We start from the raw sequence: 13,850 nt of genomic DNA, 5'->3' as shown, positions 1-13,850 counted from the left end.
AATTACTATTTCCTACAATAACACGGTTCTTCTCCGAATGTATAAGTGAGTGTAAATCCTGTAAATGTATACCAATCATTGGTAGCTTTATTACCAAAGGTAAAGGTGCGCCCTTGTGGGTTGCTACCGTCTAAGTTATTGGTAAGAGTATATCTGAATCCTACTTCTCCCGCCAAGATAAGTCGGCTTGTTATTTTCTTTTTAATTCCGAAAATAACGGGTACAGCGTATCCTGTGGAGCGTTTTGTAGTATCGGTAGCATCTACAGGGGGTTGTGTATGCGCATTAAAGTACAAGTCATCTTGCCAAAAACCCGCGATGCCCATATATACATAAGGTGTCATTGGTTTATCCAGCAGGTGTTTTATACGAAAACTATAAAAGTTAAATTCAAGCCCTGTTGTAAATTCAAGCAAGTGGTTTTTGTAACTAAATTGTCTATTTATTTTTCCCCGTATATCGGAGGTGCTGTCATCGCCTCGCAAAGATGCAGCTGTGATTTGAAAGCGGAGGGTTAGGCGCTCGTGCATATTCCATTTTACTAAGCCTCCAAAAGCGGGCTCATTAGGATAGACATAATAAGTGCTACCCACATCCGATATAGGATTGCTTCCTCCTAAGAAAGCTCCTACTTCATACCTTTGTGCCGATGCGAATTGCACCGTTAATAGTATTCCGATAATATATAAACATCTATACATATATACGCTATTCTATGCAAGGTGCAAATATAGGGGTTTTATATGAAACAACATCTTTTTTTTACTTTTTTTTTTTGATTTTTTTGTATTTAACATTTTTATAATATATATCTTGCTGACTTATAATAATATACAATTATTGTGCCATTTTGTTAAGTTTAATGTTTAAAGTGCATAGTACTACCATACTTTTTAAGAACGAATAATAAATGCTTGCCAATCCTTCGTCACATATTCGGCTACACCTGCTCACCTACTTTCCTTCGGTGCGAGCCGCATAGACTTTTATAATTCGCTGAAATTTCAAATGCTGGATTGGGTGATGTACTTTATAGTGTTATTAGCTTTTATTATCAATTTTTTATTGTTTATCAGTATTTCTTTTGTATTTTTGCACATCAAAAAAAATTAATCTTTATTATGGCAAACATTGAAAAAATAAAATGCCTTATTATAGGCTCTGGTCCTGCTGGTTATACAGCTGCTATTTACGCTTCTCGTGCTAATCTTTCTCCTGTCCTATATCAAGGAGAGCAACCTGGTGGGCAGCTCACTACTACCAACGAAGTCGAAAACTTCCCAGGTTACCCCAATGGCGTTATGGGTACTGAAATGATGATGCAATTAGAACAACAAGCAAAACGTTTTGGCGCCGACATCCGAAACGGATGGGTTAGCAAAGTCGATTTTTCAGCTCATCCTCACAAAGTATGGGTCGATGATAAAGAAATCCACGCCGATGCTGTAATTATAGCTACAGGAGCTTCTGCCAAATATTTAGGATTACCTTCTGAACAACATTACCTCAAAACAGGGGGTGGCGTATCTGCTTGCGCTGTATGCGATGGATTCTTCTACCGCAATCAAGAAGTAGCTATCGTAGGAGCTGGCGACTCGGCTTGTGAAGAGGCTCTTTACTTGGCTAATATTTGTGCTAATGTTACAATGCTTGTGCGCCGCGATGAGTTCCGTGCTTCGCAAATTATGAAAGAACGCGTATTGAAAAACGAGAAGATTAAAATACTTTTCAATACTGAAACTGAAGAAATTATAGGGGACGGACAGGTAGTTACGGCTATCAAAGTACGCAATAACAAGACTAACGAAAGTACCGAAATTCCTATTACAGGTTTCTTTGTAGCTATTGGGCACAAACCTAATACTGATGTATTTAAAGCTTATATAGATACTGATGAGGTGGGGTATATTAAGAACGTGCCTGGTACTTCACTTACCAACGTAAAGGGTGTGTTTGTAGCTGGTGATGCTGCTGACACTCGCTACCGACAAGCTATTACTGCGGCTGGTTCGGGCTGTATGGCAGCATTAGATGCTGAAAAGTACTTAATGACACTTGAGTAGATTTAGGGTTTAGATAAATATTTAATAAAAAAGAGGCTGTTCTTATCGTGAATAGCCTCTTTTATTTTATCTGTTTGTGCCGCTGGCAGCTAATTTGCTAATTTGCGATGAATAATTCTATCCATATAATCCTGCATAAAGGCTTTCAGGTCTTTGATGCCCTTTTGTATTTCGGCATTGTCTTCTTTCCCTAATAGATTATCTTTAAGTCCTCCATCTTCTTTTTTATAGATGCCATTTTCCTTTCCTGTTTCGTCTATTATATAGATGTAATTTCCTTGCATCATTTGGTAGTTCATAGCATTAGATATAAAAGCTCGTGGTGTTTCATCGGGTAATTTAGTAAATACACTGCGCCCCCACGAGCGGAAGGGTTTGTTATAGCCCATTAAGTCGGCTAATGAGGGATAAATATCTATTTGTTGCGTTATTTCAGAATTTACCCCTGTGGGCACTAAGTTAGGATTAGGACTATAGAACATTATAGCAGCCCCCATACCTGTAATTGGCTGAAAATATTGCTCGTAATAGGTTTGATTGGGGTGGTCATTCACAAAGACGAAAATAGTATTTTGGTACCAAGCTTGTTTTTTAGCACATTCAAAGAATTGTTTCAGAGCATAATCGGTATAACCTATACATTGATGTATTTCTAAATGTCCTTTAGGAAACTTACCTTCGTATTTTTGAGGTATTTTGAAAGGGTGATGAGACGAAAGTGTAAAGATAGTACCAAAGAAAGGTTGTTGTTTTTGGGAGTAGGTATTGCACATATAATGGAAAAAAGGCTCGTCCCAAATGCCCCACATACCATCGTCATCAGCATCGTTATTGTATTCGGTTTTACCATAATAGTGGTCAAAGCCCAAGATATTAGAAAAACCTAAGAAACCCATTGAGCCATTAGGTGCTGAGTGAAAAAAAGAAGTATTATACCCCATTTCCTTAGCTACCGAAACGACAGACTGCACGGGTTGTTGCGAATAAGGTGATGATGTATAAGCCACTTGTATTGTAGGAATACCTGCTAATACTGATGACATTCCGTGTATGGACTGGCGCCCTGTACAATAGGCATTATCAAGTACATAAGAATGCTGCGAAAGCGAGTCTAAAAAAGGAGTATAGCTTTCAAAATTGGGAATATTTGTCTTTTTATTCATACAGCCCCAATACTCTTTGCCAAAACTCTCCAAAATAAATAACACTACATTAGGTTTTTGGGGTATTTGGCGGTTATATTGCTTAATAGGCTTTAAATTTTTGGATATATATGTTTCATCTACTAAGTGATATTCCTTAAAGCCTTTACTTTTGCCCAATGTGCGTATCAGGGTAAAAGGAGTATTGAGTATCACATCAGCTTGAGCGGTAATATTCACGTGCCTGCTGGCATCTACAATATTTATTGGTCTTGAAGAATGAGACAAAGTACCACCTCTAATCCCTGTAAGTGTTCCTAAAACTGCCAAAGCTAAAAAGAGTACTGAAGTGATAAAATAAGGAACTATTGCAGGTTGTTTTTCATTCACTTTCACCCGCTTGTAAAGTATTACCCATAAAAACAACAAACCAGCAAATAGTAATATCATATACCAGTACAAGCCTACAAAATTCAGTAATAACTTTCCTTTTTCTTCATTTTCAATCACAGCAAAGGAAGCTGTTGTAAGGCGCGATTTGCTGTAAGGATAGTACAAAACATCTACAAAATTAAGCAAATAAGCCACCCCATTCGTAATAAAGTAAACGTATAGCAACAATTTTTGATAAAAAGGCTTGGTATTGATACGCAAAGGCAACAAACTAAGCAATATAAATAGTAAATTTACGTACAATATAGCCGTAGTATCAAACTGCAAACCATAATACCACAATTTTAAGAAAAGAGAAAAAGTAGCAGGTTCTCCCATAAATTCAGCATTCAGTATAAAGAAAAAAGCTCTTGCTATGGCATAAAATAAGTATATCAACAATAAACGATACAAAAATACTAAGTACTCTCTAATTCTCATAAATAATTATAGTTTTTTTTAGATGATTTGCAATACAAGTATTACCACCGCCAGCAGCGCAGTCGCAATAAGCACTCCGCGTGCGCGTTCATTTTCATAGCGATGAATAAAGAAGAAAAAAACAGCGAGATTTAACAACGCTCCTAAGAGAATGAGTTTTCCTAAATAGCCTTTATCGAAGGCATCTAATAAGGTGTCGTATATAGAATGTTGCGAGAAAATTAGGATATAAGCCAATATTCCTATAGCATCGGCAAGTAAGCCCACTATAAAACCAATAATATGGTCTCTAATTTCTATAAATCCCATTGTTTGAAGTGTTCTAATGAATTATACGCTGTGAGGTCAAACTGTATGGGCACTACTGATATATAGCCATTTTCAAGTGCCCATTGGTCGGTATCAGTACCTTCATCTTGGTTTACAAAAGTACCTGTCATCCAATAGTAAACGCGCCCTTGAGGATTTACGCGTTTATCAAATCTTTCAATCCAGCGTGAGCGTGCTTGCCTGCATATTTTCACCCCTTTTATTTCTTCTTGGCGAAGGTTAGGAATATTTACATTCAGCACGGTACCTTTAGGAAGCCCATTGGCAAGTACTTTTTCGGCAATACGTTTGATATAAGCACGAGCTTGTGAAAAATCGGCATTCCAAGTATGATCTAAAAGTGAAAAACCTATAGCAGGTATATCTTCAGTGCCAGCCTCTATAGCGGCACTCATTGTCCCCGAATAAATTACGTTGATAGAAGCGTTACTCCCGTGGTTGATACCACTCACACAGAGGTCGGGCAAGCGCCCATTTAGCACCTCATGTTTAGCAATCTTCACACAATCGGCAGGAGTACCACTACAAGCATACTCACGTGTAGCACCATTTTGTGAAGGCACAGGGTCACAATACATAGTAGCATCTAAGGTTACGGCGTGTCCTTTGCCGCTTTGGGGAGAATCAGGTGCTACAACTACTACCTCACCTAATTCTTGCATAATATCAATAAGATAACGAATACCAGGAGCGGTAATGCCATCATCATTAGTTACTAAAATTAATGGTTTTTGCATATAACATCAAGTTATTTTTTGAGGGTACAAAGGTACGAAAATAATGATAAATGACAAATGATTAAATGATTTTTGCTATCTCGTTTTTTTTCACTACCTTTGAGGCGTAAAAGAACATTAAAATCAACAACCAATGATTATTCATCATTTAGGAGAAGAACCCTCTGTATTAAATCGTTTTATCGCACAACTCCGCGATGTAAATATTCAAAACGACCGTATGCGATTCCGCAAAAACTTAGAGCGTATAGGCGAAATTCTCTGCTATGAGATGAGCAAGTTCCTTCACTACAAAAGCGAACTCATTACTACACCTTTAGGCGAAAAGAAAGTGCAACTACCCAAAGACGAAATTGTTATTTGCTCTATACTGCGTGCCGGATTAGCACTCCATCAAGGGCTAATGAACTATTTTGACAATGCCGATAGCGCTTTTATCTCTGCCTACCGAAAGCATACTTCTGAAACTGATTTTGACATCAAAATAGAGTATCTTGCTTCACCTTCATTAGAAGGAAAAATACTCTTCCTCGCCGACCCTATGCTCGCTACAGGGCGATCGTTTGCCAATGTATATACTGCTTTAGCACCTTTGGGAAAACCTAAAGAAGTGCATCTTTTTGCTGTTATTGGTTCGGTACAAGGTATTGATTACTTAGAAGATAAATTTCCCGAAACCACTCACCTATGGATTGCTACTATAGACCCTGCCTTAAATGAGCACGGCTATATAGTACCAGGCTTGGGTGATGCTGGCGACTTAGCTTTTGGTGATAAAATGGAGGAATAAAAACACAGCTGGTAGTAATAACATCAGCCAAAGGAGTGTTTCTTTTAGCCACCATACTCTTATTTTTTCTATATATAAGGCAAAAAGTACGGCTATAGGGGCAAAACTGTACAACACTTCGCCCGATAATACGGCTACGCCTATAGAAACCCACAAAAACTGTATTACTATTAGTGAGCTTATAGTGTGGTAACTTCGTTTAAAATAATAAATAATAAGTGATATTAGCAATAATACCACCAAGCAAACTAAGGCTACTAAGTAGGGTATAGAATAATTGTGAAAGATTTCTAAATACGTCCATTTATATTCTGTAACAGAAGTATATAAAAAAGGAATAATGGGATAGTACGAATTTACCACAAGCATCACACTGCCAGCAAGTATAGCTACCACTACAATTGCTAATAATGGTATAAACCAATAACGCCGTTTTTGGGCTCCATAAAATAGTAGCGAAATCCATACGTTTAGCAAAAATAATAAAGCCCAATAATGCAACAAACTGGCACACACTATCAATAAGGAGGTATCGAACAATTTTTGGGCGATACCTTCTCCCGTTTTTAGAGTAAGAACACGCCAAAGTGCAATAACTATCAGTAAATTAGCTCCTATTAGGTTAGGTTCTGCAAATACAGAAGGAAAAAGCACTACAAAAATACTAAAAAATGCTATAGAATAGCTATTTTTTGTTTCGGTAAGTTCATTCCAACGGTCTATCTGGTGTAGTAAAAGCAAAGTAAAAAACAAAAGTACAAACGAAAGTAAAAGTCTCCCTACTCTGTACATATCGTGAGTAGTCGGCGCAAATACTACATACTCATAAAGAGCATCACCTATAAGCAATGCCACAAGTACAATAGCAAAAGTGCTAGGCTTTATATTTTCAAGGTATTTTGAAAGCATCAATTACTGATAGTTATAATATTACCTGCTACCGATACCGCATAATTAAGCAGTGGATAAACACCTTCCCGCTTGTCTGTACTGATAACTCCTCCGTTTGCCAAACTATATACAGTGTGGTCGCAAGAGCATTGCACAAATATAAAGGAGTGTTTATTAGGGTCATTACAAGGCTCAAAACGATCACTTTCAGATACTTTTGTAGCACAAGTAAGCCGCTCACAAGTATTTACTGAATGATTAGGGCAAGCAGCCTCCCAAGCGTAATACGTATTGCCGGTTGTATGCGTAACAAAAAAACCCTTTATCCCTCCATAGGGCACAAATACCGTACTAAAATCGCTTTTCAAAACATTATAAAGCGGTAAATTTGTATTAAGTGAATAGCTAAAACGAGCTTCACCCAAATTAGGATTCCGCAGCAAACGTTCTTTTTGGCAAGCCGATAAACAAAGTAGTGTTATCAAAAAAAATAAATATCGTTTCATCTATTTTCCAAAAACATAGCCTACACCCAAGCTCAAAGTTCTGTTTTTAAAATCGTAGTTATTACTAAATCCTATTGTTGTAAGACTTGCATTATTTTCAAAAATATTAGTAACCCCTTGCACCCATCGTATTTGGAACACCCAGCCTGTATCAGTAGTATAGCCTACGCCCAGTGTCATAGCACCATCTACTACATCTATAGCCTCTTGTTTCACGCGAGTTACGGGATCTGTAGCATCAAAATAGAAGTTTGGGTTTGCAATGCGATATTCCAATTGAGGTCCCACGTGCAAGTTAATACCTTTTCCTATGTTGAAACGTGCTAATATAGGCACCGAAAGATAATCCAAGTCCAATATACCTTTACCATATTGAGCTGTAGTAATTTTAGCACCACGCCTATTGTATATACATTCAGCTTGTGCCGAAAATAAGTTAGAAAGCGGAAACTCAAGAGTTACCCCTGCGTAATAGCCGTGATAAGCACTTATGGTGGCATCAGCCGCCATTTCACCTTTGAGGGTAGCGTAGTTATAGCCCGCTGTAATTCCTATGTACTGGGCTTTCAAGCTATAAAAGCTCAATGTAAGCATCATTAATAATATTATTTTCTTCATTGGTTATATTTTTTTAGTTGTTATAATTTTTACAGGACAAGCTTTCTGTGCCTTTTCACAGTTCTCAAAGATACTATCATCGTGCGATTTTATAGTAAAAAATCCCTTCTTTTCAGTAGATTTTAGCAATACACTTTTACCATCTTTTTTTGACATTTGAAACTGCTCGGGGGCTGCCTCTACACAATAGTTGCAGCCTATACATTTATCCCGTTGTAAAGTTACTATTACCATTTATTACTCTTTAGTCCTTAGTCTCTAGTTCTTAGTCCTTAGTCTCTAGTACATTAGTTCTCAGCTGTTAGCAAAAACTGCCCGTACGGCTCGCACCTAACGCCTAATTCTTAACTATTTTATACAATTTATCAGATAATCGCACTCTGAAATCTGTCTTGATAGTACAAGAATCACCTTTTTTAGCGCGCTCGGCAGGCTCATCATTCACCATCATACTCGTAAGTACCAGCTCTTGTACCCCCGTAGAAGGCCCCGTAATAAGCAATTTATCACCTATTTTTATATCAAAAGCCTCAATAGCAAATTCAGCGATGCCCGTTTTAGGAAAATAATGTTTTCCTTGTCCTATGTATACCTTCTTTTGGGTAGCGTTAGAACCAGGACTATCACTCCATTCTCCTAATTTTTGCCCTAAGTAATATCCCCCCCAAAAACCGCGATTATACACCGTTCTCAAGGCTTCTATCCAGCCTTCAAACTTTTCTTTGCTATAAGTACCCTCGTAATAAGCATCTATAGCCTCGCGGTAAGTACGAATTACTGTTGCTACATATTCAGGAGCACGCCCACGCCCCTCTATTTTCAGCACTTTAGCCCCCGTATCAATCACTTGGTCAAGGAAGTCTATAGTGCAAAGGTCTTTAGGCGACATCATATACTCATTGTCCAGCTCTATTTCAAAACCACTCTCTTGGTCTATTACAGTGTATTTTTTGCGACAATTTTGCTTACAAGCACCCCTGTTAGCCGAGGAGTTATGTGAGTGCAAACTGAGGTAGCATTTACCCGATACCGCCATACATAGAGCCCCGTGTCCAAATATTTCAATCTCTACCAAATTTCCCGAAGGCCCCTTTATCTGTTCCTTCTCTATTTGCTCGCATATTTTTTTTATTTGTCGGAGGCTTAATTCTCTACTCATTACCATCGTATCGGCAAACATTGCATAAAAGCGTACCGTCTCTATATTGGTAATATTTATTTGTGTAGAAATATGTACCTCCATACCTATTTGTCGAGCATAGGCTATTACTGCCTGATCCATCGCTATCACTGCTGTAAGTTTTGCCTTTTTAGCAGCATCCAGTAATGTTTTGATGATTGTAAGGTCGTGATCGTAAATAATTGTATTGAGGGTGAGGTAAGTGCGAATACCCTTAGGCGCACAACGGCGTGCTATTTCTTCTAAGTCATCAATTGTGAAATTGATACTTGCCCTTGCACGCATATTCAGCTGATCTACCCCAAAATATACCGAGTCAGCACCATTGTCTATTGCCGCTTGCAGCGATTCAAAATTACCCGCTGGTGCCATTAATTCTATCTTTCCTGTATTTGTCATTGTATAGTGAGTGAGGGCGCAAAGGTACAAATAATTTATAAATTATCAAATTACGAAATGTATTTCCATAAGTTTTTATAACGTTGCAACTGCTCAAGAGTATAAGCGATACACTGATGTTCTGGCAAAGTGAGATTAGGGTCTTTTTTAATGATTGCAATTGCCTCAGCGCGTGCCGCTTTTAGTATATCTTGATCTTTTACAATATCGGCTATTCTCAGGGCAAGTACCCCACTCTGCTGGGTGCCCATCAGGTCACCAGGACCCCGCAGTTTAAGGTCTACTTCGGCAATCTCAAAACCATCGTTAGTGCGCACCATTGTTTCCATACGCACACGGGTATCGTTACTCATCTTATTGCCTGTAAGCAATATACAATAGCTCTGTTCACTTCCTCGCCCTACCCTACCCCTCAATTGGTGCAGTTGCGAAAGCCCAAAGCGTTCAGCACTCTCAATTACCATTACCGAAGCATTAGGCACATTCACCCCTACTTCTATTACAGTAGTAGCTACCATTATTTGGGTTTCGTTGCGCACAAAACGCTCCATTTCAGCATCTTTTTCAGCAGGTTTTAGCTTGCCGTGTACTATTGATACTTTGTATTTAGGGGCTGAAAATAAAGATGTTATATAGGCATATCCTTCAGTAAGATTCTTAAAATCAAGTGCTTCCGACTCTTCTATCAGTGGGTATACCACATAGGCTTGTCGTCCTTTGTCTATCTCTTTTCTAATAAATTCGTAGGTTTCCACTCTTCGGTTTTCAAAGTGATGTAGCGTTTTTATAGGCTTCCTCCCTGGTGGCAATTCATCAATTACCGATACGTCCAAATCGCCGTAAACACTCATCGCCAGAGTGCGCGGTATAGGGGTAGCCGTCATCACAAGTATATGCGGCGGAATGTGATTTTTACGCCATAGTTTAGCACGTTGCTCCACGCCAAAACGATGTTGCTCATCTATGATTGCCAATCCTAAATTGTGAAACTGTACCTTGTCTTCTAGCAAAGCGTGCGTACCAATCAAAATTGAAAGGTTGCCCGCTTGCAATTGTTCATCTAATAAGCGGCGTTCTTTAGTTTTTGAAGAACCCGTGAGCAAAGCCACCTCCACCCCCGTATCTTTTAGTAAACTAGCAATACTTTGGTAGTGCTGGGTAGCCAATATTTCGGTAGGTGCCATCAAGCACGCTTGAAAGCCATTATCTACTGCCAACAGCATCGTCATTAGGGCAACAATAGTTTTTCCAGAACCCACATCACCTTGCAGCAATCGGTTCATTTGTGTATTAGACCCCAAATCAGCGCGAATTTCTTTCAATACCCGTTTTTGAGCATTAGTAAGCGGAAAAGGCAAATGATGGTTGTAGAAGTTCATAAACACCTCGCCCACTTTCTTAAAAGGCATTCCTTGAAATTTCTGCTTTTGCAATAAATTCTTTCTAACTAATTGTATTTGAATGTAAAAAAGCTCTTCAAATTTAAGCCTTACAGTCGCTTTGGTAAGCATCGCTTGTGTAGTAGGAAAGTGAATATTGAGCATCGCCTCCTGCTTACCTATCAGGTTCAGCGCGTTTAAAAGATTTTCAGGAAGATTTTCAGCAAAAGTAGTCCCCACCTCCTCAAATAGTGTATGAATAAGCTGTCGCATCACCCTATTGCTAATGTTGCGTTTGGCGAGTTTTTCGGTAGAAGGATACACAGGTTGAATGCTGCTATAGCCTGCTTTATTGAAATCTACAAGCAAATCCATTTCGGGGTGAGGCATTGAAAAAGTATTGCCAAAATGATTGAGCCTACCAAATATTACATAAGGCTCGTTGAGTTTCAGCGTATCGCTAATCCATTTAATACCTTTAAACCACACCAATTCCATCTGTCCCGTTTCATCCACAAAAGTAGCTACTAAGCGCATTCCCTTTTGCTGTGCCGATTCTACAGTACGCCAATGCACCACCTTTCCTATAATCTGCACTTCAGCATTATTAGGCTGCAACTCATTGATTTTATAAAACTTTGTACGGTCTATATAACGATTAGGAAAAAGGTTCATCAAATCTTGAAACTCTTCTATGCCCAATTCGCTCTTCAGTAGCTCAGCACGCTGTTTGCCCACACCGCGCAAGTATTCTATAGGTGTATGTAATACGTTTTCCGAAATCATAGTGGTAAAGGCAGATTATAAAGTGCAAAGATAGTAATAATTAGCAAATTCACAATTGGCAATGCATAATTTTCCTATCAATTAGCTGTAATTCAATTTTTTTTCATACTTTTGTACTCATAATCATTTAAAAGTTTATTTTTATGCGTAAATTACTAACTTTTATATACTTTTTTTCTACGCTATCAGTAGTCTTTGCCCAGCAGCCCGATAGCCTTGCTACACACCCTCTCATAGGCACTTGGACGATACAAGAACAACGCTTAGACGGCGGCAGTACACACCTAAATGACTGCGAAAAACAAAGCACCTATATTTTTACTACCGATGAAATTATTGAGAATTATTACAAAAACTACAAAGGCAATTGTGTTGTGCTCAATACCAACAAAGATAAATATACCCTACAAGGCAATCGTATCATACGTCGTGACGAACCCGAACTGAACAATACTTTTTATATACGTGATAACATCCTTACCCTCACCTTCTCAGGTAAAGACGAAGACGGTAATAAACACATAGCCATCATTATTTTGAAAAAAACAAACCCATAGAATATCAAATGAAAAAAATACTTTTTTTGCTGTTAGTGCCCGTAATAGGTACTGCTCAAAACCTTTGGACGTTAGATGCTTGTATAGAATATGCCAAAAATAACAACCTATCTATCAAACAATCAGAAGTAGATATCGAAGCTACTAATATAGATGACTTGCAAGCCAAAGCCGCTTTTTTCCCTTCAGTAAATGGTAACCTTTCTTATAACCTAAATCAAGGTAAAAACATCAATCCCGTTACCAACCAGTACGAAAACGCCTTCTTTCAATCTGCTTCAGGAGGGGTAAGTGTAGAGCTCACCCTGTTCGCCGGACTACAAAACTGGCGCAAGCTACAACGGGCTAAGCTCAACCACCTTGCCTCAGTATACCAATCCGAAAAAATGAAAGACGATATCGTACTGATGATTATCAATGCATACGGCGAAGTATTGAGCTATAAAGAGCAGTTAAAAAACCAAAAAGCACAATTAGAAATATCTAAAGAAAGTTTAGAGCGTACCCGCAACCTTATAGAAGCAGGCTCTCTACCACAAGGCGATATTTACGAAGCCGAAGCGCAAATACTCACCCAAGAACAACAAATTATTGCAACCGAAAATGCCCTTTTTATTGGCAAAATGGGGTTAGCACAATTGTTATTACTCAAAAACTACCAAGATTTTGACATTGTTGATAACGGTTCCGAAAACCTAAATAACGACATACTCAGCAAAACACCACAAGAAATTTATCAGCACGCACGTGAAGTAATGAATGATGTAAAAATAGCCGAAAACAACGTTACTTTAGCTCAAAACTCCCTAAGTATAGCCCATTCGGCTTACTCTCCACGCCTATCAGCCCAATGGGGATATAACTCGCGATGGACAAAAAACGAACTGCAAAACTTTTGGCAACAACTAGATGCCAACAAAGGTATGTTTGGCGGACTTTCATTAACGATTCCCGTATTCAACGGACTTAATACCTTAGGAAACGTAAAACGACAACAACTAAATCTCATAAAAGCAAAGTTAGCCAAAGAACAAGCCGAACAAAATACCGAAAAGAAAATATACCAAGCCTATACCGATGCCGACAATGCTAAAAAACTGTTTGAGGCTACCCAAAAAACTACTCAAGCCAAGCAGCAAGCCTTTCAGTACGCCCAAGAACGACATAACGTAGGCTTGATGAATACCTTCGATTTCAACCAAGCAAAATACCAATACGAAAATGCCCAAAACGACGTCGTAAAAGCAAAATACCAATATATTTTCAAATTAAAAGTATTAGAATACTACTTCCAGCACTAATTTAGTCGTATCCCTATACACACTTTGGCAAAGTTTTAGACTTTGCCAAAGTTTTTCCTCACAATCACACCCCACACTTTGGCAAACTTTTCCCTCACAATCACACCACACAAAATAAAAAAAGACCATTACAAAAGTAAATGGTCTTTTTTGTGGACTCTACTGGATTCGAACCAGTGACCCTCTGCTTGTAAGGCAGATGCTCTGAACCAGCTGAGCTAAGAACCCCAAAAATAATAATAAAACCTTAAATTTTAAACCTAAGTGGGTCCTACTGGATTCGAACCAGTGACCCTCT

At 38.5% G+C, this 13,850-nt stretch carries 14 protein-coding genes, 1 tRNA gene and 1 pseudogene (1 of these 16 running past the window's edge); 4 read left to right on the top strand and 12 right to left on the bottom strand.

The annotated features are described in order from the left end of the window. Positions 1 to 5: 5 nt before the first annotated feature. Positions 6 to 701, bottom strand: coding sequence for a DUF6089 family protein (locus HMPREF9075_RS02470; RefSeq protein ID WP_009414920.1), 696 nt, complete (start codon positions 699 to 701; stop codon positions 6 to 8). A 420-nt stretch (positions 702 to 1,121) separates the two neighbouring features. Here HMPREF9075_RS02470 and trxB point away from each other — a divergent pair, with 420 nt between their 5' ends. Continuing rightward, on the top strand, positions 1,122 to 2,063 hold the full coding sequence (gene trxB, locus HMPREF9075_RS02465) for a thioredoxin-disulfide reductase (RefSeq protein WP_034556559.1): 942 nt from the start codon (positions 1,122 to 1,124) through the stop codon (positions 2,061 to 2,063). A gap of 89 nt (positions 2,064 to 2,152) precedes the next feature. Here the strand turns inward: trxB and HMPREF9075_RS02460 are convergent, their stop codons facing one another. Genes HMPREF9075_RS02460 through surE form a run of 3 tightly spaced genes read right to left on the bottom strand, consistent with a single transcriptional unit; the run spans position 2,153 to position 5,145 of the window. After that, the gene (locus HMPREF9075_RS02460) at positions 2,153 to 4,078 is read right to left on the bottom strand and encodes an LTA synthase family protein (RefSeq protein WP_009414918.1); all 1,926 of its coding nucleotides are present in this window, start codon (positions 4,076 to 4,078) and stop codon (positions 2,153 to 2,155) included. A gap of 18 nt (positions 4,079 to 4,096) precedes the next feature. After that, a complete protein-coding gene (locus HMPREF9075_RS02455) occupies positions 4,097 to 4,387 on the bottom strand; it encodes a hypothetical protein (protein ID WP_009414917.1) in 291 nt (96 codons plus the stop codon). After that, positions 4,375 to 5,145 carry a 5'/3'-nucleotidase SurE gene (gene surE / locus HMPREF9075_RS02450; RefSeq protein WP_009414916.1) on the bottom strand — a complete coding sequence of 257 codons (771 nt, stop codon included), beginning with the start codon at positions 5,143 to 5,145 and terminating at the stop codon, positions 4,375 to 4,377. Before surE ends, HMPREF9075_RS02455 begins: the two co-directional genes overlap by 13 nt. 133 nt (positions 5,146 to 5,278) lie before the next feature. Between surE and upp the strand changes: the two genes are divergently transcribed. After that, the gene (gene upp / locus HMPREF9075_RS02445; protein WP_009414915.1) at positions 5,279 to 5,935 is read left to right on the top strand and encodes a uracil phosphoribosyltransferase; all 657 of its coding nucleotides are present in this window, start codon (positions 5,279 to 5,281) and stop codon (positions 5,933 to 5,935) included. On the opposite strand, the gene HMPREF9075_RS02440 is transcribed toward upp, so the two are convergent. From HMPREF9075_RS02440 to recG, 6 genes are all read right to left on the bottom strand, one after another. Next, complete coding sequence (locus tag HMPREF9075_RS02440) at positions 5,906 to 6,844, bottom strand: hypothetical protein (protein WP_009414914.1); 939 nt, start codon at positions 6,842 to 6,844, stop codon at positions 5,906 to 5,908. The two genes, upp and HMPREF9075_RS02440, sit on opposite strands and share 30 nt — an antisense overlap. Continuing rightward, the gene (locus tag HMPREF9075_RS02435; RefSeq protein WP_009414913.1) at positions 6,844 to 7,332 is read right to left on the bottom strand and encodes a hypothetical protein; all 489 of its coding nucleotides are present in this window, start codon (positions 7,330 to 7,332) and stop codon (positions 6,844 to 6,846) included. Before HMPREF9075_RS02435 ends, HMPREF9075_RS02440 begins: the two co-directional genes overlap by 1 nt. Continuing rightward, the gene (locus HMPREF9075_RS02430; RefSeq protein WP_009414912.1) at positions 7,333 to 7,950 is read right to left on the bottom strand and encodes a porin family protein; all 618 of its coding nucleotides are present in this window, start codon (positions 7,948 to 7,950) and stop codon (positions 7,333 to 7,335) included. 3 nt (positions 7,951 to 7,953) lie between these two features. After that, positions 7,954 to 8,184 (bottom strand): ferredoxin, encoded by a 231-nt coding sequence (locus HMPREF9075_RS02425; protein WP_009414911.1) that lies wholly within the window; start codon positions 8,182 to 8,184, stop codon positions 7,954 to 7,956. A 103-nt stretch (positions 8,185 to 8,287) separates the two neighbouring features. Further along, positions 8,288 to 9,529, bottom strand: coding sequence for a peptidase U32 family protein (locus HMPREF9075_RS02420; RefSeq protein ID WP_009414910.1), 1,242 nt, complete (start codon positions 9,527 to 9,529; stop codon positions 8,288 to 8,290). A gap of 50 nt (positions 9,530 to 9,579) precedes the next feature. Continuing rightward, a complete protein-coding gene (recG, locus tag HMPREF9075_RS02415) occupies positions 9,580 to 11,694 on the bottom strand; it encodes an ATP-dependent DNA helicase RecG (protein ID WP_009414909.1) in 2,115 nt (704 codons plus the stop codon). Positions 11,695 to 11,837: 143 nt separating this feature from the next. On the opposite strand from recG, the gene HMPREF9075_RS02410 reads away from it, so the two are divergent. Both HMPREF9075_RS02410 and HMPREF9075_RS02405 read left to right on the top strand, forming a co-directional pair. Next, a complete protein-coding gene (locus tag HMPREF9075_RS02410; RefSeq protein ID WP_009414908.1) occupies positions 11,838 to 12,251 on the top strand; it encodes a lipocalin family protein in 414 nt (137 codons plus the stop codon). Between the two features lie 8 nt (positions 12,252 to 12,259). After that, on the top strand, positions 12,260 to 13,552 hold the full coding sequence (locus HMPREF9075_RS02405; RefSeq protein ID WP_009414907.1) for a TolC family protein: 1,293 nt from the start codon (positions 12,260 to 12,262) through the stop codon (positions 13,550 to 13,552). A gap of 153 nt (positions 13,553 to 13,705) precedes the next feature. On the opposite strand, the gene HMPREF9075_RS02400 is transcribed toward HMPREF9075_RS02405, so the two are convergent. Together HMPREF9075_RS02400 and HMPREF9075_RS02395 are read right to left on the bottom strand one after the other, a co-directional pair. Then, positions 13,706 to 13,780: transfer RNA gene (locus HMPREF9075_RS02400), tRNA-Val, on the bottom strand. Positions 13,781 to 13,817: 37 nt separating this feature from the next. Continuing rightward, positions 13,818 to 13,850: pseudogene (locus HMPREF9075_RS02395) on the bottom strand (it continues 54 nt past the right edge of the window).

The organism is Capnocytophaga sp. oral taxon 332 str. F0381, assembly GCF_000318275.2.
Classification (GTDB): Bacteria; Bacteroidota; Bacteroidia; order Flavobacteriales; family Flavobacteriaceae; genus Capnocytophaga; species Capnocytophaga bilenii.
The sequence above is the reverse complement of the archived record's forward strand: the minus strand, read 5'-3'. Positions and strand labels throughout refer to the sequence as shown.